Annotated in this window: 18 protein-coding genes; 16 read left to right on the forward strand and 2 right to left on the reverse strand. The window is 47.8% G+C overall.

Annotation, left to right across the window (positions count from 1 at the left end):
* Positions 1-232: 232 nt before the first annotated feature.
* On the forward strand, positions 233-1,273 hold the full coding sequence (locus ACETMN_RS11435) for a SepM family pheromone-processing serine protease (protein ID WP_091017346.1): 1,041 nt from the start codon (positions 233-235) through the stop codon (positions 1,271-1,273).
* A 337-nt stretch (positions 1,274-1,610) separates the two neighbouring features.
* On the opposite strand, the gene ACETMN_RS11440 is transcribed toward ACETMN_RS11435, so the two are convergent.
* Positions 1,611-2,843, reverse strand: coding sequence for a nucleotidyltransferase (locus ACETMN_RS11440; protein ID WP_411736144.1), 1,233 nt, complete (start codon positions 2,841-2,843; stop codon positions 1,611-1,613).
* Positions 2,844-3,061: 218 nt separating this feature from the next.
* Complete coding sequence (gene hmpA, locus ACETMN_RS11445) at positions 3,062-4,297, reverse strand: NO-inducible flavohemoprotein (protein WP_091017343.1); 1,236 nt, start codon at positions 4,295-4,297, stop codon at positions 3,062-3,064.
* A gap of 463 nt (positions 4,298-4,760) precedes the next feature.
* On the opposite strand from hmpA, the gene ACETMN_RS11450 reads away from it, so the two are divergent.
* The 15 genes from ACETMN_RS11450 to ffh all read left to right on the forward strand — a co-directional run bounded on the left by ACETMN_RS11450 (position 4,761) and on the right by ffh (position 20,440).
* Positions 4,761-5,267: a YceD family protein gene (locus ACETMN_RS11450; RefSeq protein ID WP_047842456.1), complete on the forward strand. Its 507-nt coding sequence runs from the start codon at positions 4,761-4,763 to the stop codon at positions 5,265-5,267.
* 67 nt (positions 5,268-5,334) lie between these two features.
* Positions 5,335-5,508 carry a 50S ribosomal protein L32 gene (rpmF, locus tag ACETMN_RS11455; RefSeq protein WP_017689233.1) on the forward strand — a complete coding sequence of 58 codons (174 nt, stop codon included), beginning with the start codon at positions 5,335-5,337 and terminating at the stop codon, positions 5,506-5,508.
* Positions 5,509-5,880: 372 nt separating this feature from the next.
* Positions 5,881-6,429 carry a transcription factor FapR gene (gene fapR, locus ACETMN_RS11460; RefSeq protein ID WP_047842457.1) on the forward strand — a complete coding sequence of 183 codons (549 nt, stop codon included), beginning with the start codon at positions 5,881-5,883 and terminating at the stop codon, positions 6,427-6,429.
* Positions 6,426-7,421, forward strand: a complete 996-nt coding sequence (gene plsX / locus ACETMN_RS11465) for a phosphate acyltransferase PlsX (protein ID WP_017689231.1) — start codon at positions 6,426-6,428, stop codon at positions 7,419-7,421. The genes fapR and plsX overlap by 4 nt, the downstream gene beginning before the upstream one ends.
* An 8-nt stretch (positions 7,422-7,429) precedes the next feature.
* Positions 7,430-8,419, forward strand: coding sequence for a beta-ketoacyl-ACP synthase III (locus ACETMN_RS11470; protein WP_036610885.1), 990 nt, complete (start codon positions 7,430-7,432; stop codon positions 8,417-8,419).
* Between the two features lie 25 nt (positions 8,420-8,444).
* On the forward strand, positions 8,445-9,377 hold the full coding sequence (fabD, locus tag ACETMN_RS11475) for an ACP S-malonyltransferase (RefSeq protein WP_091017342.1): 933 nt from the start codon (positions 8,445-8,447) through the stop codon (positions 9,375-9,377).
* A 37-nt stretch (positions 9,378-9,414) separates the two neighbouring features.
* The gene (gene fabG / locus ACETMN_RS11480; protein ID WP_017689228.1) at positions 9,415-10,164 is read left to right on the forward strand and encodes a 3-oxoacyl-[acyl-carrier-protein] reductase; all 750 of its coding nucleotides are present in this window, start codon (positions 9,415-9,417) and stop codon (positions 10,162-10,164) included.
* A 152-nt stretch (positions 10,165-10,316) separates the two neighbouring features.
* On the forward strand, positions 10,317-10,550 hold the full coding sequence (acpP, locus tag ACETMN_RS11485) for an acyl carrier protein (RefSeq protein ID WP_024630176.1): 234 nt from the start codon (positions 10,317-10,319) through the stop codon (positions 10,548-10,550).
* Between the two features lie 177 nt (positions 10,551-10,727).
* Positions 10,728-11,966 (forward strand): beta-ketoacyl-ACP synthase II, encoded by a 1,239-nt coding sequence (fabF, locus tag ACETMN_RS11490; RefSeq protein WP_062833763.1) that lies wholly within the window; start codon positions 10,728-10,730, stop codon positions 11,964-11,966.
* Between the two features lie 13 nt (positions 11,967-11,979).
* Positions 11,980-12,684 carry a ribonuclease III gene (rnc, locus tag ACETMN_RS11495; protein WP_036670338.1) on the forward strand — a complete coding sequence of 235 codons (705 nt, stop codon included), beginning with the start codon at positions 11,980-11,982 and terminating at the stop codon, positions 12,682-12,684.
* Between the two features lie 218 nt (positions 12,685-12,902).
* Positions 12,903-16,472 carry a chromosome segregation protein SMC gene (smc, locus tag ACETMN_RS11500; protein WP_091017340.1) on the forward strand — a complete coding sequence of 1,190 codons (3,570 nt, stop codon included), beginning with the start codon at positions 12,903-12,905 and terminating at the stop codon, positions 16,470-16,472.
* 108 nt (positions 16,473-16,580) lie between these two features.
* A complete protein-coding gene (gene ftsY, locus ACETMN_RS11505) occupies positions 16,581-17,594 on the forward strand; it encodes a signal recognition particle-docking protein FtsY (protein ID WP_091017338.1) in 1,014 nt (337 codons plus the stop codon).
* A gap of 146 nt (positions 17,595-17,740) precedes the next feature.
* Entirely contained in the window at positions 17,741-18,388 is a 648-nt protein-coding gene (trhA, locus tag ACETMN_RS11510; protein WP_017689222.1) for a PAQR family membrane homeostasis protein TrhA, read from the forward strand.
* Positions 18,389-18,649: 261 nt separating this feature from the next.
* Entirely contained in the window at positions 18,650-19,000 is a 351-nt protein-coding gene (gene ylxM / locus ACETMN_RS11515; protein WP_017689221.1) for a YlxM family DNA-binding protein, read from the forward strand.
* A 63-nt stretch (positions 19,001-19,063) separates the two neighbouring features.
* Positions 19,064-20,440, forward strand: a complete 1,377-nt coding sequence (gene ffh, locus ACETMN_RS11520; RefSeq protein ID WP_062833767.1) for a signal recognition particle protein — start codon at positions 19,064-19,066, stop codon at positions 20,438-20,440.
* The last annotated feature ends 29 nt before the right edge of the window (positions 20,441-20,469 follow it).

Here is a 20,469-nt window from a genome sequence, read left to right on the forward strand (position 1 = left end):
CCTTGACCGGACAGGCTATTGTATACAGCGGCCTATCCGGCCTGTACCATTGTATGCACAAGGACCAGAGTGTTAGACTTGAAAAAATGATTAAACAAGATCAGCTGAGTATCTGCATTACAAAGAGCGTGAATCCAACCGGAGAATCGAAGTATTCACAAGGTGGAATTACGATCGCTGATTAGTGTAGAATTCGGCTTGTATAGAGATACAAAGAACGGAGGCTCATGTGATGAATCGGATTCGGAAATCTGGCGGATTCAGAGCTTCGATCTTTGTGATCGTGGTGGCTCTGGTCGTCTATGTTGCTGTGTACATGCCAACGCCGTATATCATATATATGCCTGGCAGTGCAGATGAAGTAAAACCAATGGTAACCGTTAAGGGTGGAGACCAGGAAGAACGCGGTGTGTTCATGATGACGACCGTGTCGGCAACATATGCCAATGTGTTTTTGCTAGGAACCTCTCTGTTCAATAAAAATGCTCAAGTGGATAAAAAGGAAGACCGACTGCGCGGCAAAAGCGAAGCGGAATACTCTGCCGAACAGGTATGGTTCATGAGTGACTCACAATCCTCCGCAATGGAGGCTGCATATGAGCAGGCTGATGTGGCTTACTCTATTGTACCTGAACATATCTTTGTATTTGGACTGTCCGAAGACCCAAAACCGGAAGGAGATATTGCTCCGGGCGATATTATTCTGGGAGTGAATGGAACAGCTACGCCGGATAATACGGTGCTTTCTGCCCAGTTAAAAGATAAAAAGGTCGGAGATACAGTCGAAATGCAACTGGAACGTGGTGGAGAGACCATTAGCCGGGACGTGAAACTGATTCAGGTAAAAGACAATAAAACAGGTGAAATCCGCCCGGGACTCGGAGTAATGATTGGTACGGTTCAGAAGGTGAAAGCGGAAGATCCGGACAAACAGATCTCCTTCACCGATACTCAGGTTGGTGGTCCGTCTGCCGGCTTGATGTTTACGTTGGAGATCTATAACCAGTTAACTCCTGGAGATCTGACCAAGGGGCATCGAATTGCGGGTACAGGTACCATTACCAAGGACGGTGTGGTGGGTGCCATTGGTGGTGTAGTACACAAGATAGTAGCCGCTGATCGAAAAGAAGCGGAGATCTTCTTTGTACCTAAGGATAACTATAAGGAAGCAGCAGCCAAGGCTGAACAGATCGGCACCAAAATGAAACTTGTGCCTGTGAGCACGGTGGATGATGCGCTGGCTTATTTGAAAACCTTGTCCGTGAAATCATAGGTTATAATCGGGCCGGAAGAGATCGAGCCAACGTTGAACCGCATGAATAAAGAATGGATGAAATCGGAATAATTGATTACAGTGGAATGAAGTGTGATCAAGAGATTTGAGAAGATTAACAGATTTACAAGACTCAAAGGGGTAGAGATACCTAAAAAATTTAAGAGAACTAGAGAAGTGAATAAGGGAATCCCCTTGTTGCGAGGTGCCTGAGCGGCGCGCAGCAAGGGGATTTTTTTAATTGTATAGTTTAGTTTTCAGTAGTCGACATGAATGACCTGTTTGATGATGGAATATAAAGCTCCTTAGGAAATGAAGCTTTGTGGTCCAAAGCGGATTACAGTATCACAGGCGACTCATAGTAGTCACTGAACATCTTGCGTGTGTCCCTATGCTCGCAAGCGAGCCCATACGCAACCTGAGCTTGTATATCCAGTTCAAGTTGATTGTGTGTGAACGTCGACGGTTTCAGCACAACAGGAAGCGATGCAGTCTTCTTCATTTGTTTAAGCAGGCTCTGCCCTTGAGCATTAAATCCGAGGACTCGTAGATATCCGGGGCCGGCAGCCAATTGCTCTGGTGAACACTCGGCTTTGGTGTGATTCAGGAGCAGGTGGGCGAGCATACGCTGGAGTTTGGTGCGTGTGTATCGTTTGGTCTTCAGTGCATTCAGGAGTGCTTCGACTGAAGGCTCCGGGAGCTGAGCGAGTGCACGGCTCAGTCGGTGTTCCAGGCCTTCAGTGACTTCGGCGATGCGTTCCAGCTCGGAGGCACGGCGGGTGGCCGCGAGGTGCAACAGCGGCTGTGCAAAGCGCTCCCAGTGTATGGGAGCGCGCCCTTCCTGCCATTCGCGATGCAGAATGGCAAGGGTTGCCGCCGGCACGTATGGCGCGGCGGCGTTGGGTCCGTCCGCCATCAGCAGACGGCGGACGGCTGTGGCACTGGCGATCGCCCCCGGCCCGGGCGTCGCCTCATGATACTCGGCACCGGTACGCGCCGCCGTAAAGGGCTGGATCGCACTGCCAAGTCGTTGCAGCGCGATCAGGTAGTGCAGCCCAAGCGAATTGTTGGGCTGCTCCAGCAGTGCAGCGGCGTCGTGAGCATCGACGCCGCCGGGCGCCAGCGCTGCCGCCGCGCCTGCGTACGCGGCGGGGTAGCTGGCGCCTTCCCGCAGGCGGCGCGCGATGTCCTCGCGCATCCCTGCGGGCTCCACAGCCAGCACGCGCGCAATGCGCTGCAGGCTGTCCAGGTCGCCGGACTCGCTGCCAAAGCAGAGCGAGTCCACAACGCCGGTGCGGTGCAGCAGCGATACCGCGCCGAAGGCAAACCACTCGGCCGGTTGGACCGCGTACGCAACCGGCAGTTCAAGCACGAGATCCGCGCCTGCGTGCAGCGCCATCTCGGTGCGCGCCCTTTTACCCACGATGGCGGGTTCGCCACGCTGGAGAAAAGGGCCGCTCATAACTGCGACAACTGCGTTTGCGCCGCTTAGCCGCCGAGCTTCCTGCAAATGATAGACATGCCCATTGTGCAAGGGGTTATATTCAACAATGACGCCTACGGCTCTCATGATTAGACGTACTCCTTTCAATTGGATAACCGAGTATGTATAACATCCATTCCATCATAGGGGATGACATGTATTAGATCAAATCATGCACCTATTCAGACAAGAAAAAGCACAAATCCGACATCAACGGATGTCAGACTGTGCCTGCAAATTTATTGTATATTACAGATTTTTCGATCATCGGAGAACGGCTTCTTCATCTGAATAAATCAGCACGTTTAGACACTTTCCGGAGCGGGAGATAGACTTGCTTTCGGCCCAAAAAATTCATAATGAATGTTGTCCGTCGCAACACCGAGTGCCTGAAGTTCCGTATACACTGCCCGCATGAACGAAACCGGCCCACACAGATAATAGGTGGCATCCAGTTCATCAATCACTTGACGAAGCCAGGTGGCATCCATATAACCTTCCTTATGAAAATACTCATTTTCACGATCAGCATCCTCAGGTTGAGTATAACAATAATAAGCTTTAACGCCCTGATTACGTTTGGCCAGACTGTCCACATAATCACGGAACGCGTGAGATTGACCATTGGGACTTGAATGCAAAAATGTAATGGTGCGATTTTCATTCAAGTTAACCAGCGTATTTAACATACTGATCATGGGCGTTAAGCCAACACCACCACTCAGGAGAACAACAGGCCGTTTATCGTCTGCATTCAGCGTGAAGTCGCCAGCAGGAGCGGATAGCTCCACAAGACTGCCTTCTTCAATGTGATCGTGGAGATACGTGGATATAACTCCGTCAGGGCGCTCTAATACACCTCGCTCACGTTTAACGGAAATGCGATAGTAGGGTTTACCCGGGGTATCTGAAAGGCTATACTGACGAATCTGGGTAAATGACTGTGCCTCTGGTTTGATTTTGATACTGATGTATTGTCCCGGTTCATAACTGGCAATGGGCTGACTATCATCTGGAACGAGGTAAAAGGACGTGATGACTTCACTTTCCTGCACTTTCTTGGCAACCTTGAAGGTACGGAACCCTTCCCAGCCACCCGTCTGGTTTTCCGCTTCTGTATACATGTTCTGTTCGATCCCGATAAAGGCATCTGCAATGACATTGTAGGCTTCACCCCACGCCGTGATAATTTCATCCGTTGCCGCGTCTCCAAGTACATCTTTGATGGCTTGAAGCAGATAGGTGCCAACAATCGCATATTGCTCGGGAACGATACCCAGGCTGCGATGTTTATGTGCAACTTGCCGGACGGCAGGCAGGATGGAGGACAGATTATCGATATGCAGGGCAGCGGTGTATACCATATTGGCGAGGGCGGCTTGCTGTCGTCCTTGTTTCTGATTTGCGTGATTGAAAATATTCAGTAGTTCCGGATGAGCTGTGAACATCGTTTCATAGAAATGGCGTGTGATCGCTTCGCCGTGGACTTCAAGTACGGGTACTGTAGATTTAATCACTCTAATGGTGTGCTCGCTTAACATACATTTTCCCTCCCGATATGATATGAAATAGTTGGATAATAAATCGGTCATGGAGCTGATCGTGTTTCGGTTTATAGCAAGTATAGATAGGGGACAAGCGGGTCTGTGTGATATAGATCACACTAAACGTTAACGAAATGTGACCGGTGTTTGCAAGGAACTACAACTAAAATGACGACTTGTGATTTATCTTGAAGTGAGTCTATAATAGACCAGATGGAGTAAACGTCTGTGCGGTCAGTGTTTTTAAAAAGGGTGTAAAGTTAAAAGTGTTGACAAACGTCTTGAAAAATCGGTATAATGATTTTTGTTTGTTAAGTCAATTTCATAATACTTTTAACGAAGATTCGTCAGAATACATACAGTCAGGATTTATTGCTTTACAAAAGCAGGCTTGACCTGTATAACTGTCGTGAAACGTTTGATACGAATTATGAAATTGGTTTCGTTTGGAGTGATGGAAATGTTAATGCCATTTCGCAAAGTGGCTACCAGTGATGGTCCCCTGAAGTTTAACGAACAGTGGGAGATTAAGGAACTGGTTTCTAACCGACAAGATATCACAGCCGTTACCCCGCTGACTGCGGACTTATCTGCAGAATTCAGAGAAGGTGACGTTGTGGATGTTCATGGCAAGCTGACTGTAGGAGTGGACATGTTGTGCTCCCGTTGTCTTAAGCCAATCAATGAACATTTTCATATTGATTTTCATGAGCAATTCAAGCAGGGAAAACAGCCAAAGGAATTACACGAAGACGATGATACGCTCTATGTGGATGGAGATAGCGTTGATCTGAAGGGTTATGCCGAGGAAGCTTTTCTGCTGGATCTTCCGTTTATACCGCTATGTAGCGATACATGCAAAGGGTTATGCCCTAAGTGTGGCCATGAGCTGAACGAAGGTGACTGTGGTTGTGATAACGAGGTTATCGATCCGCGGCTTGCAGGGCTCAAGGATTTTTTTAAATGAGCATGATTGAAAATCGAACATTTTAAGACTACCTGCAAAGGTTGATTTTGATAAGGAGGTGGGAATAATGGCAGTACCTCAACGGAGAACGTCCAAGACGCGTCGCGACAAACGTCGCACTCACTTTAAATTGGCTGTACCGGGCATGGTGAAATGTGAACAATGTGGCGAACTTAAACTTAGTCACCACGTGTGCAAAGTGTGCGGAACGTACAAAGCAAGAGAGATCATCTCTCAATAATAGTTTGACATTAAGTAGCACTTCATTTCGATGAGGTGCTACTTTTTTTGGATTAGAGAGTGCAGGTAGAGTGAGCTAACAAGCATGAAATCCTTGCACCAGAAGGGTGAATTGTTTTTGTTAGGCCAGTCTTTCTTTTTGACACGGGATGAGATATACTATAGTTTAGTACCAGGTTCTAAGATTTGACGTTACATATAGATGAACCATAATCCGTTTGAGAACGACCCTGGTGACCAGGGATGCAACTATAGAAGCAACACGAAAGAATGGTTGAACTGGCCGGACGGGACGGTTCCGTAAACGATACAGCGGGGGGTGTCAGGCATCGAACGTGTACCGAAAAGACAGAGGCAACAGCAGTTAACCAAAATGATAGAAGAGAACCCGTTTGTGACGGATCAGGAACTTACACGCCAATTGAAGGTGAGTATTCAGACGATTCGTCTTGACAGGCTGGAACTTGGAATACCCGAACTTCGGGAGCGGATGAAACTGATGGCAGAGCTCTCGTATGATCAGGTACGCTCGTTGCCCTTGCATGAGATTATCGGTGATATTGTGGATCTGCAACTGGATAAGAGCGGGATTTCCCTGTTTGAGATTAAGGAAGAACACGTGTTTTCCAGAACAGGGATTGCACGCGGACACTATGTCTTTGCACAGGCTAACTCCTTGGCTGTAGCCATTATTAATGACGAGATCGCGTTGACTGCATCAGCAGACATTCGCTTTGTCCGTTCGGTTCATTTGGGAGAGAAATGTATTGCAAAGGCTTATGTGAGATCGATTCCGGGTCAAAAGGGCAAAGCCAAAGTGGAAGTATTCACTTATGTAGGTGAAGAAATGGTGTTTCAAGGCAACTTTGTAATCTACCATTCAGGTGGAGAAGACAGCGGAGAAGGAGGTCATTTGGAATGAAAATCGTCATTGATGCCATGGGAGGTGACAATGCACCTGCATCAACGGTAGAAGGTGCGATTGCCGCAGCCACGGAATGGGCGGATACACAGATCGTCCTGATCGGCGATGAAGCCAAGCTGGAGCCTCTTTTGAGTCAGTCAGGTGTGAGACCTGCTAATCTTACGGTCCGGCATGCTTCCGAAGTTATTGGTTCGGATGATGAACCCGTCAAAGCAGTGCGTCGCAAAAAGGATGCCTCCATGGTGGTCGCAGGCCGCATGCTGAAAGAGGGCGAAGCGGACGCGATGATCTCGGCGGGCAATACTGGAGCTTTGATGACAGCGGGTTTGCTTGTTGTAGGTCGCATGGAAGGCATTGAACGTCCGGCGCTTGCACCTATGATTCCAACGATTGATGATGTAGGTGTGCTTGCGCTGGATCTTGGAGCGAATATGGATGCCAAACCGGAGCACCTTGCACAATATGGTCTGATGGGCAGTTTGTATCGGCAAAAAGTACAGGGCATTGAGTCCCCGCGAGTGGGCTTGCTTAATGTAGGAACAGAGCCAGGCAAGGGAAATGAGTTAACCAAACATGCATACCCTTTACTTGAACAACTCCCAATTCGTTTTGTCGGTAATGTTGAGGCACGTGATGTGCTGACTGGTGCTTGTGATGTGCTTGTATGTGACGGTTTTGCAGGGAATATCCTGCTGAAGTCGCTGGAAGGCACAGCAGGTGCCATTTTCGCCTTGCTTAAGGAACAATTTTCATCTTCTCTCAAAAGTAAACTGGCTGCAGCTGTACTAATGCCTGAGCTGCGTGGGTTGAAACGAAAGCTGGATTATACGGAGCATGGCGGAGCGCCACTCCTCGGTTTGAGCAGACTGGTTGTGAAAAGTCATGGATCTGCTGATGGCAATGCCATCAAAAATGCTGTGCGCCAAGCTCGGATTGCAGTGCAGAATCAGCTGGTAGAGAGCATATCTAAGGAAATTAGCGGGAAGTGAGTGACGATATGAATAATTTGCGCCCAGTAGGGATTATTGGTACAGGGAAATATGTGCCTGAGAAAATTTTGACAAATAGCGATCTGGAGAAAATGGTCGATACCAATGACGAGTGGATCGTCAGTCGTACGGGAATCAAAGAGCGTCACATCGCTGCACCCGATCAGGCAACTTCTGATCTGGCATATGAGGCGGCTATTAAAGCCCTTGAATCTGCAGGCATGACAGGCAGTGATCTTGATCTGATCATTGTTGCAACGATTACTCCGGATTCTTCGTTCCCATCGACAGCCTGCATTTTGCAGGACAAATTGGGTGCAAAAGGTGCTGCGGCATTTGATCTGTCGGCTGCTTGTTCCGGATTTGTATACGGTTTGGCTAGTGCTACGAGCTTCATCCAAAGCGGTATGTACAACAATGCACTTGTTATTGGAGCGGACTGCTTGTCTCGTATTACGGATTATACAGATCGTAACACATGTGTCCTCTTTGGGGACGGAGCAGGCGCGGTAGTCGTAGGTGAAGTTCCGGAAGGTCGCGGATTCAAAGCGTTCGATCTCGGTGCCGAAGGTGCTGGCGGTAGTCTTCTTCAGATGGAAGGCGGCGGTTCCCGACTGCCTGCTACTGCAGAGACCGTTGAAAATAAAAAGCATTACATCAACATGAACGGTCGTGAAGTGTTTAAGTTTGCGGTACGTGTCATGGGGACGGCTACCATTGAGGTATTACGCAAGGCTGGTATGGAGCGTACGGATGTGGATCTGTTTGTTCCTCACCAAGCGAATATTCGAATTATCCAATCTGCGATGCAACGCCTTGAACTTCCTGAAGAAAAGGTTGTAGTCAACGTGGATAAGTATGCAAACACATCGGCTGCTTCCATCCCGCTTGCTTTGGTAGAAGCAGCAGAAGAAGGTCGCATGAAAGCCGGAGATACCGTTCTGATGGTTGGATTCGGTGGCGGTTTGACATGGGGTGCATCGGTACTCGTTTGGTAAAATAGACATCTGGGAGATGAATGAGATGGGTAAAATAGCATTTGTATTTCCCGGACAGGGATCACAGGCTGTAGGCATGGCCAAGGACGCGTATGAGTCCGTGCCTGCGGCAACCGAGATTTTTCGCACAGCAGATGAAACATTGGGTTTCTCGCTGAGCACCCTTGTATTTGAAGGACCGGAGACCGAGTTGAAACAGACATCAAATACACAACCGGCTCTGTTGACAGCAAGTATTGCCTTGCTAGAAGCTTTCAAAGAAAAAGGAATTCAGCCTGACTATACGGCTGGACACAGTCTGGGAGAATACAGTGCACTGGTGGCAGCGGGCGTTCTTTCGTTTGCTGACGCAGTGAGCACTGTGCGGGCACGTGGTCAGTATATGGAACAGGCAGTACCGGGTGGACAAGGAGCGATGGCTGCTGTGTTGGGTGCAGATCGGGAAGCGCTGGGGGTGCTTTGCCGTGACGTATCTGAAAGTGGTCATGCGGTTGAACTTGCCAACATTAATTGTCCGGGACAAATCGTCATTTCTGGTGTGAAGGAGGGCGTAGCTGCTGTCGCGGAACGAGTGAAAGAAGCAGGCGGTAAACGCGCTATTGCATTGGAAGTAAGCGGTCCGTTCCACTCTTCATTGATGAGGGGGGCAGCTGATAAGCTGGAAGAGAAACTGAAAACAGTTACGTTCTCACCGGCAGCGGTCCCTGTAGTCGCTAATGTGACTGCAAGACCTGCAGAGGATGGACAGGTTCAGGATTTGTTGACAGCTCAGGTCTATTCTCCTGTATTATGGGAAGACAGTGTGACATGGCTTATTGAGCAAGGCGTGGATACGTTCATTGAGATTGGATCTGGCAGTGTATTGACCGGTTTGATTAAAAAAACAGATAAAACCGTAAAACTGTACAATGTGAACAGTCTTGAAACGCTCGAAGCAACGACAAGTGCGTTGAAGTGATTAGCAGGGATTAGATTTGGGGAAAGGAGGAATGATTATGTCTAAACCATTAGAAGGTAAAAATGCACTCGTTACCGGGGCATCCCGGGGCATTGGACGCAGTATTGCACTGGCACTTGCAGAAGCTGGAGCGAACGTAGCTGTGAATTATGCGGGTAGCCAAGCGGCAGCTGAGGAAGTGGCGGAAGCGATTCGTGCCAAAGGAGTCAAGGCGATTACACTTCAAGCCAATGTTGGCCTGATGGATGAAGCTGAACAAATGGTCAAAGCTACACTCGAAGCATGGGGCAACGTTGATATTCTGGTGAACAATGCTGGTATTACCCGTGATAATCTGATCATGCGTATGAAAGAGGAAGAATTCGATCAGGTTATTGAAACCAATCTCAAAGGTGTGTTTAACTGCCTTAAGGCGGTTACACGTCCAATGATGAAACAACGGTCGGGAAGAATTATCAATATCTCCTCGGTTGTAGGTGTGCTCGGTAATGCTGGACAAGCGAACTATGTTGCTGCCAAAGCAGGAGTCATTGGCCTGACAAAGGCATCTGCTCGTGAACTGGCTTCTCGTGGAATCACAGTCAACTGTGTTGCACCAGGTTTCATTGAGACGGATATGACAAAAGAGTTGTCCCAAGAGCTGGTGGACGGTATGCTAAGTGGTATTCCGTTGTCCCGTCTGGGTCAGCCGGATGAAATCGCTGGTGTAGTCACGTTCCTGGCTTCACAGGCTTCATCTTATATGACAGGGCAGACGTTGCATGTCGATGGTGGCATGTACATGTAATTCTTCCCGGACTTGAACAATAGTCGGGGAACAGGCGCTGGACGATCCGAAATGCCGGAAAAAGGCCGGGTTCCCCGGCCGGGAGCCGCATATGTCTTCTATGGCATTTTGCCTGCGATTCTCGTATAATACCAAAGAAGGAGGTGAACCGGATGTCCGATGTATTGGAGCGTGTAAAACGCATCGTCGTCGACCGCTTGGGCGCAGACGAAGCTGAAGTTACACTTGAAGCATCTTTCAAAGAAGATTTGGGTGCTGATTCTTTGGATGTAGTGGAATTGGTCATGGAATTGGAAGATGAATTTGATTTGGAAATCTCTGATGAAGATGCAGAAAAAATCACGACCGTAGGTGAAGTTGTAAACTACATACAATCTCATACCTAAAGTCATTTTTAGTCCCGCACATGTTTTCGAACAGGCGGGACTTCTCATCATTCATTGGTTTTTCTCATTCCGCAAGCAGCTCTACTCAAACAGGCCTATCTTGGTTGAATAGATGTCTGTTTGCGGATATTCCCACAAAATACTTGCGTAATGCAGTCGATATAGAGGTGACTCGGTTTGAAACAAAGAGTAGTAATTACCGGAATGGGCGTAATGACATCGCTCGGAAAAGATTTGGAAACGTTCTGGGGCAGTTTAATGGCAGGAAAGTCCGGAATTTCTCAGATTGAGGCGTTTGATGTTAGTGAATACACGACACAGATTGCAGCCGAGATCAAGGATTTCAACCCGGAAGAATATATGGATCGCAAGGATGCTCGCAAAATGGACCGTTTTGTACAGTTCGCTGTGGCAGCCGGCTTCAAAGCCGTTGAAGACAGTGGTCTGAAAATTAACGAGAATATTGATGCAGAGCGTTTCGGTGTATCTATCGGATCAGGTATTGGTGGATTGGGTACGTGGGAGGACCAACATAATGCATTGTTGCAAAAAGGTCCAAAACGGGTAAGCCCATTCTTTATTCCCATGATGATCTCCAACATGGCTTCAGGCCAAATGTCCATTTCCCTTGGTGCCAAAGGTCCTAACATTAATGTTGTTACCGCTTGTGCAACAGGTACACACTCCATCGGAGATTCCTTCAAGCTGATTGCCAATGGTGATGCAGATGCCATGATCTGTGGTGGTGCGGAAGCAACAATCAGACCAACGGGTCTTGCAGGGTTCTGTGCGATGCGCGCAATGTCTACACGTAATGATGATCCTGCGAAGTCAAGCCGTCCTTTTGATACAGAACGTGATGGGTTTGTTATGGGCGAAGGCGCTGGTGTTCTGATCCTGGAATCCCTGGAGCATGCTCAAAAACGTGGTGCACGCATTTATGGTGAAGTGATCGGTTACGGTCTGACAGGTGATGCACATCACATGACAGAACCAGATCCGGACGGAGCGGCACGTTGCATGAAGATGGCACTTCGTAATGCGGGCATTGAGCCTGAAGAAGTGGACTACATTAATGCACACGGAACTTCGACGCCTGTAGGCGACAGATCCGAAACGCTTGCGATCAAAAAGGCGTTTGGTGATCATGCGTACAAGCTCGCCGTGAGTTCCACTAAGTCCATGACGGGCCACATGCTTGGCGCTGCTGGTGGTGTAGAAGCGGTTATCTGCGGATTGTCACTGACACATCAGACACTGGCTCCAACGATTAACCTGGAAAATCAGGACCCGGAATGTGATCTGGATTATGTACCAAATGTTCCACGTCAAACCAAAGTTAATATTGCCATGTCCAATTCATTTGGATTCGGCGGTCACAATGCCACCATTATTCTCAAAAAATTTGAAGCATAAGGGGCTAGTTCGTTTGAGTGAAGATCTGAAGCAGTTACAACATAAACTTCAAATCAAATTTGACAACAGGCAGCTTTTAAAACAAGCGTTTACCCATGCTTCTTATGTAAACGAACACCGGTTCAGTCAGCATCAGGACAACGAGCGCCTGGAGTTTCTGGGCGATGCCGTGCTGGAACTGACTGTATCGGAGTACTTGTATCATTTGTATCCTAACCGTCCGGAAGGTGAATTAACTAAGCTGCGGGCATCCATTGTCTGTGAGCCTTCCCTCGTCAAATTTGCTGAAGCGTTGGGTTTTGGGCAGTATGTACTTCTTGGTAAAGGTGAGGAACTAACTGGAGGACGGACACGGCCGGCTCTGCTGGCAGATGTGTTTGAATCTTTCATTGGTGCATTGTATCTGGATCAGGGGCTTGCGCCTGTTCGGACATTTCTTGATCAGCATGTCTTCCCATTAATCGTATTGGGCAGCAAGCTGCAAATGAGTGATTACAAAACGGAACTGCAGGAACTTACTCAGCATCACAATATGGGAGCTTTGGAATACCGTATCGTTGAGGAACGGGGACCTGCCCATGAACGTGAGTTTGTCTCGGAGGTCCATATGGGTCAAGAAAGGCTTGGCAGAGGTACAGGACGTTCCAAAAAGGAAGCGGAACAACAGGCTGCATCTGCAGCACTTGATCGACTGAAGCTTCCGGAAGCCGGAGCTTAACCGATAGCGCATAGACAAACGAAGAGCAAAGAGCAGCCCGCGGGTCCGCCCCGGCGGAAGTAATCGGCCGGACTGCTTTTTGCTCTTTTTTTTGTAAAGAGGTTCAGGGGGAGTTAGCCTGATCGTTAACTAGATAAATGAACTTTATTTCAGTTCAATTTATTTAGGCGCTGGAAGGCAATACTTGAAATTTGCAAGAGGAGGTGACGAGAAACCCTATGTTTTTAAAACGGATTGAATTGGGTGGATTCAAGTCATTCGCCGACAAAACGGAGATGGAGTTCGTTCGTGGCATTACGGCTGTTGTAGGTCCGAACGGAAGTGGAAAGAGTAATATATCGGACGGAATCCGCTGGGTTCTGGGGGAACAAAGTGCCAAGTCACTGCGTGGTGGCAAGATGGAAGATATCATCTTTGCAGGCAGTGACGCACGGAAGGCCGTTAATTTCGGTGAAGTGTCGCTAACGCTTGATAACGAGGATCACGCACTTGCATTGGATTTCGGTGAGGTGACGGTGACTCGTCGTGTACATCGCAGCGGAGATAGTGAATATTTTATTAACAAACAATCTTGTCGTTTGAAGGATATCACGGAGTTGTTTATGGATACCGGCATTGGTAAGGAAGCCTACTCGATTATTGGACAGGGGCGAATCGAAGAGATTCTGAGTACCCGTTCAGAGGATCGTAGAGGCATCTTTGAAGAAGCTTCAGGTATTGTTAAATATAAATCCCGCAAGCGGGATGCGACGCGCAAACTGGATGAGACCGAGCAGAATTTGCTGCGGATTCATGATCTGGTGACTGAACTTGAAGATCAGATTGGACCGCTAAAGGAACAATCGGAGAAAGCGATCCACTATAAAGAACTTCGTTCACAGCTCAAATCGCAGGAAATTTCCATGTATGTGTACCAGATCGAACAGATTCATGCTTCCTGGAGTAAGGCAAATGAGCGCCTGCAATCGCTAAAACAGGAAGAGGTTGGACTCGCAGCGATTGTCTCTACCCATGATGCCAAGCTGGAAAATGATCGGAATGCGCTGCGTATCCTGGAAACAGAGACAGAGCAACTGCAAGCCGCCTTATTGCAATTCAGTGAAGCGACAGAAAAAAGTGAAGGACTTGGAGAATTGCTCAAGGAGCGCTCCCACCATCTGCAAACAAATCAGGAGCAGCTCAAAGTAACACTTGCTGCCAGTGAAGAGAGACATCGCGAACGGGAAACCGAGCTGCTTGCACTGCGTGAGAAGTTTGGCAAACTTGATCTCGAACTGAATGATGTGAGAAATCAGTTGTCCCAGGAAGAAGCCAAACTCATCGGTGTTACAGGTGGCATTAGTCAACAGCAAGAGGAAAGCCTCAAAGGCAATTTGCTGGAACTGATGAATCAGATGGCTCAGACACGCAATGAAATTCGTTATGTGGATCAGCAGAAAGAAACGCTGGAGCGCAGAATGAATCGCGCGGCTGAAGAATCAGGCAAATGGGAAGATCAGAAGGAGACACTGGAGAGTCGCAAAGCGGACATTGAGAAAAAAGTTGTTCGTTTGGGCAAAGAAATCAGTGATCTACGTGGTGGCTACATTACGGAAAGTGAACGACTCCAGTCGCTGCAGAAGCTGCTCGAAGAAAGTCGGGGTACGGTCCGTAAATGGGAACAGAAGCGTGAAGCTCAAGTTTCCCGCCGCGATACGATGAAAGAGATGCAGGATGATTTTGACGGATTCATGCTGGGTGTCAAAGAGGTCCTCAAGGCTTCACGTAAAGGTACGCTGAGCGGTGTTCATGGAGCTGTGGCTGAACTCGTAAAAGTTCCCGAGAAGATCGAACTTGCGGTAGAAACAGCAATGGGAGCGTCCTTGCAACATGTAGTCATGGAAAATGAATCAGTTTCCAGACAGGCAATTGCTTTTCTGAAGCAACGCCAGTTGGGGCGTGCAACGTTCCTGCCTCTGGATGTCATTCGTCCTCGTGCCATTGGAGCGGCTGAACGTTCCATGATCGAAGGTATGGAGGGTTTTGTGGGGATTGGTGCTGATCTTGTACAATTCGAATCCAAGTACGCTTCAATCATTGGCAGTCTGTTAGGTAATGTTATTATTGCCGAAACGTTGGAGGTCGCCAATAAAATTGCGGCTCGCTGTCAGTATCGTTTCCGGGTTGTGACGCTTGAAGGTGACGTGGTCAATGCGGGTGGTTCCATGACAGGTGGTAGCCAGCACAAGAAAAATGTGAGTCTGCTCAGCCGGAAACGGCAGCTGGACCAGCTCGACCAGGATATTCTGGATACGGAAAATCAGATCGTGAAACTGCATCGCAGTGTGGATGATGTAAAAGTTCAACTGGAGCAGTGTCAGGACAAACTGGATGAACTTCGTCAGTCCGGTGATGATACCCGAAATGCAGAACAGCAGGCTTCGATGGAAATGAAACAGGTAGAGCATGAGCTTCGCCATGTGCTTGAACAGGTTGCCGTTGCCGGGCAGGAGAAGAGCGGCTTTACCGAAGAGATCAAAGAGCTGGATATGGCACGTATCGTCGCTGTGAAGAAGCTGGAGCAGCTTGAAGAGGAAGAAAAAGCGACTCATCGTGCCATTCATGCAGCCGAGTTTGCTCGGAAAGCCAATGAATCCGCGAAGGAAGAATTGCAGAGCCAACTCACCGAATTGAAAGTGCGCGAAGGCAAGCTTGATCAGGAGCGATTCTCCAATGGAGAACAATTGCGACGTCTGGAGCGGGAAGTAGAGTCGCTGGTGAAAGATCTTCGTCAGAATCGCACGTTGCTGGCTTCGATGGAAGCAGATCTCAAGAAAACACAGACCGAGAGTGTTAAACAGATTGAAGATCTGAACCAGTATAAGCTGAAAAAAGCGGAAGCTTCTCAGGAGCTGGACTTCAAACGTGCTGCCCGAAGTGAGTTGTCGAAAAAGCTTGAGCTTGCCGAGAGCGAAACGAAGGAACAGCGCACGCAGTTAAAAGCTGTGGAAGAACAGATGCGACAGACGGAAATTTCCGTGAACCGGCTGGATGTTGAGCTGGAAAATATACTGCGAAAACTGACGGATGAATACGAACTGGGCTATGAACTGGCCAAAGAGCGTTATCCTGTGCCAGAAGACGTGGAGCATACACAGGCAGAGGTACAGAAGCTGAAGCGCAGTATATCGGCCCTGGGTGATGTGAACCTGGGAGCGATTGAGGAGTTCCAGCGAGTCAATGAGCGATACGAGTTCCTGAGTGAACAGAAGAATGACCTGGTTGAAGCTAAAACAACGTTGTACCAGGTTATTCGGGAAATGGAAGACGAGATGGCGAAGCGATTCAAGATCACGTTTGATGCCATCCGCCGTGAGTTCGGTACCGTGTTTAGCAAGCTGTTTGGCGGGGGACGTGCTGACCTTGTTCTGATGGACCCGGAGCGCTTGCTTGAAACGGGAATAGATATCGTGGCTCAGCCACCAGGCAAGAAACTGCAAAACCTGCAACTGTTATCCGGTGGGGAGCGGGCTTTGACGGCGATGGCTTTATTATTTGCTATTCTGCATGTGAAACCAGTACCATTCTGCGTGTTGGATGAAGTAGAGGCAGCACTGGACGAAGCTAACGTGGTACGTTTTGCCCAGTACTTGCGTGAATTCTCCGAACAGACACAGTTTATCGTTGTTACCCATCGTAAAGGTACGATGGAAGAGGCAGATGTGCTGTACGGTGTTACAATGGAAGAGGGCGGAGTATCCAAGCTTGTTTCGGTTAAACTGGAAGATGAGGAAGCAGTAATTGCCTGATCTGATCCAAACCTGCGAGACAAACGAACTCATTGTAATCATTGATAATCATTCAGATTGAGCATTTTTGCAGAAGCGCTTAGATTATGGACACGATGGAGGGGCTTTATGAGTTTTTTTAAAAAGCTGAGAGACAGCATTGCAAGCAAAACGGAGTCGGTCACCAAACAGTTCAAGGATGGATTGGAAAAGACACGTAAAGGGTTAGTGGAAAAAGTGTCGGATCTCGTAATCCGCCGCAAAAAAATCGATGAAGAGTTCTATGAAGAACTGGAAGAGATTTTGATCGGAGCAGATGTTGGCGTGAATACAGTCATGAATCTGATCGAAGACCTGCGCGTTGAGGTGAAAAAACGCAAAATTGAGGACGCGGCTGAGCTGCAGCCTGTATTGTCCGAGAAACTGACGGGTCTTCTTCGCGGTGAACAGAATAACGAATTGAAAATGAATCCGAATGGCATTACCGTTATTTTGTTCGTTGGCGTTAACGGTGTTGGTAAAACAACAACGATTGGCAAGTTGGCACATCGATTTAAACAACAAGGTAAAAAAGTCATCATGGCAGCTGGAGATACGTTCCGTGCCGGAGCCATCGAACAGCTGGAAGTATGGGGACAACGTGCCGGTGTCGATGTGATCAAACAGCAATCTGGTTCTGATCCAGCAGCGGTTATGTATGATGCGGTACAGGCAGCGAAACAACGGGGTGCGGATGTTCTGCTCTGTGATACAGCAGGTCGTTTGCAAAACAAATCGAACCTGATGGACGAGCTTAACAAGATCTATCGTGTCATTCAGCGTGAAATTCCGGATGCTCCGCATGAAGTACTGATGGTACTGGATGCAACAACAGGTCAAAATGCTTTAAACCAGGCTAAACTTTTCGGTGAGAAAAGCGGTGTAACTGGCCTCGTACTGACGAAACTGGATGGAACGGCCAAAGGGGGGATCGTTGTTGCGATCCGTCAGGAGCTGGACTTACCTGTGAAGCTCGTAGGACTGGGTGAGAAGATTGATGATCTGCAGCCGTTTGATTCTGAGCAATTTGTGCATGCTTTGTTCGCCGGATTGATCCAGGAACAGCCAGCGGAAAGTGCTGAAGAAGAGGAAGCTAATTCCTAGAATCATTAATAATAGGATGAATTAATAATGTTAACCGTATTGCCAGTGATATACGTGATAAGTGTCACGTGTAATGTCACTGGCAATACGTGTATAATGGAGGAATAAAGCAGGCAATGTTAAAGGGTTAGAAAGGACGGTTGAAAATGGCCAATACGTATACCTATTCTCGCCGTGAAGAAGTCGCCAATGCGGTGACACATGGAATCGGCGCTGCACTCAGTGTAGCTGCACTGGTGATATTGATTGTATTTTCAAGTATGAAAGGCACGGCTTGGCATGTGGTCAGTTTCACGATCTACGGAATCACCATGCTGTTGCTCTATACAAGCTCTACACTCGTGCATGCATGGAAAGATGGAAAAGTGAAAGATTTATTTGAGATTTTCGATCATTCTTCCATTTATTTGTTTATTGCGGGATCGTACACTCCGCTTTTGTTTATTGCTGTTCGCGGTACACTTGGATGGACCCTGTTCGGTATAATCTGGGGTATCGCATTATTCGGCGTGATCTTTAAGGCGTTTTTTACGAAAAAGTTTCTATTCATGTCCACGATTTTCTATATTGCGATGGGCTGGCTCATCGTTATTGCCTGGCAACCGCTTATGGCTGCCATTCCTACAGGCGGCATTGTGCTGCTGGTTGCTGGAGGCCTGATGTATACACTGGGTACGCTCTTTTATGTATGGCGTGGTTTTCCGTACCACCATGCGATTTGGCATCTCTTTGTGCTGGCAGGCAGTATTCTTCATTTCTTTATGGTACTGCTGTACCTGACACCACTTCGTTAGAACACCATAAACGGATGCATCTCCACGGACTGAGATGCATTCGTTTTTTCTTCTACATCGAGGTGGGTCGCAGGGATACAGATAGAATTTGCTTGTAGTGAAAAAGGTATAAACCGCCCGTTAAACATCGAAATAACATATCATCAGAGCTGTTTTTATTGTGACAAGTATTTTTGCTTGACAACCTGATTTGTTTTAGGTATTATTAGGAACGTTGCAAGAGTGTAAAGTGTTTTTCCTTGACGAAGGGAGTGCCCCGATGTGAGTCAAGAAAATCGGCTTGAGAAGACAAACCGGATTAACTTGCTGTTTGCTTTTTATGAATTGTTACTTACCGAGAAACAGCAGACTTTTCTAAAGTATTACTTTCATGACGATTTCTCACTTGGTGAAATTGCAGCCGAGTTTGAGATCAGCCGCCAGGCGGTATACGAGCATATCAAGCGTGCCGAACAAGTGCTGGAAAATTACGAAAGCAAGCTGGGCTTGCTGGAAAAGCATGAACGGCGTAATCGCAATCTTGAAGATTTGCAAAATGCATTGGAACGCGCAGGCGTCTCCATTGATAACAACAAACAAATACACGATATCGTTGCTCAGCTTAGTGAATGAAGAATTGGCTGAGCGGAACGGATCGGTCTTGAAAACAGTATTAAAGCTTAAGGAGGTGGGATCATGGCATTTGAAGGATTAACGACCCGATTACAGAATGTGTTCAGCAAGCTGCGCGGCAAAGGCAAGGTGTCTGATGAAGATGTAGCCGAGGCTATGCGCGAGGTACGTCTGGCATTGCTCGAAGCGGATGTAAACTTCAAAGTGGTCAAGGAATTCATCGCCAAGGTGAAAGAGAAGGCTGTTGGCAAAGAAGTGATGGAGAGCTTCACGCCAGGAATGGTCATCATCGACATCGTTAACAAGGAACTAACGGATTTGATGGGTGGAAGCCAAGCAAAACTGGCTAAAGCGAACAAACCGCCTACGGTGCTGATGATGGTTGGTTTGCAGGGTGCTGGTAAAACAACCACATCGGGTAAACTGGCTAAAATGCTGCAAAAGCAAAACAGCAGACCATTGCTTGTTGCAGGAGATATTTATCGTCCGGCAGCGATCAAACAGTTGCAAGTACTTGGCGAGCAGATCAAAGCGCCGGTATTCACACTGGGAGATCAGACAAGCCCTGTTGAGATCGCACGTCAAGGTCTTCAACATGCCAAAGATAACGGTAATGACTATGTCATTATCGATACAGCTGGACGTCTGCATGTTGATGAAGAACTGATGGAAGAACTTCGCCAGATTCACAGCGTAGTGAATCCGGATGAAGTACTGCTTGTCGTAGACAGCATGACAGGTCAGGATGCGGTTAACGTAGCAGAACACTTTAACCAGCAGCTTAATCTGACCGGGGTTGTCCTGACAAAGCTGGATGGAGATACTCGTGGTGGTGCTGCGCTTTCTGTCAAAGCAGTTACGGGTTGTCCAATCAAGTTTGCTTCCCTTGGAGAGAAACTTGACGCTTTGGAGCCGTTCCACCCGGAACGTATGGCTTCACGGATCCTCGGTATGGGTGATATGTTATCTCTGATTGAGAAAGCACAATTAAACATTGATACCGATAAAGCCAAGGAAATGGAACGGAAGATGCGTAATGCAGAATTCACGTTTGAAGATTTCCTGGAGCAGATGGATCAGGTGAAAAAGCTGGGACCAATCGACCAGATCATGGATATGATTCCCGGCATGGGCAAGATGAAACAAGCCAAGGATCTGAAGGTTGATGATAAACAGATGGGCCGGATCGAAGCGATCGTTTACTCAATGACGACCGAGGAGAAACGTAACCCGGACATGATCAACCATAGCCGCCGGAAGCGTATTGCTACCGGAAGCGGAACATCTCTGGCTGAAGTAAATCGTCTGATCAAACAGTTTGATGAGATGCGCCGCATGATGAAACAGTTCTCGGATATGATGGGACCTAAAGGCGGTAAAAATAAAGCGATGAAGCAGCTTAAAGGTATGGGTAAAGGAATGAAGTTTCCTTTCCGTTGATTTAAGCAAAGCTGGATCATATACAGATT

The sequence above is a fragment of the Paenibacillus sp. M2 genome (genome assembly GCF_046713495.1).
GTDB lineage: Bacteria > Bacillota > Bacilli > Paenibacillales > Paenibacillaceae > Paenibacillus > Paenibacillus amylolyticus_B.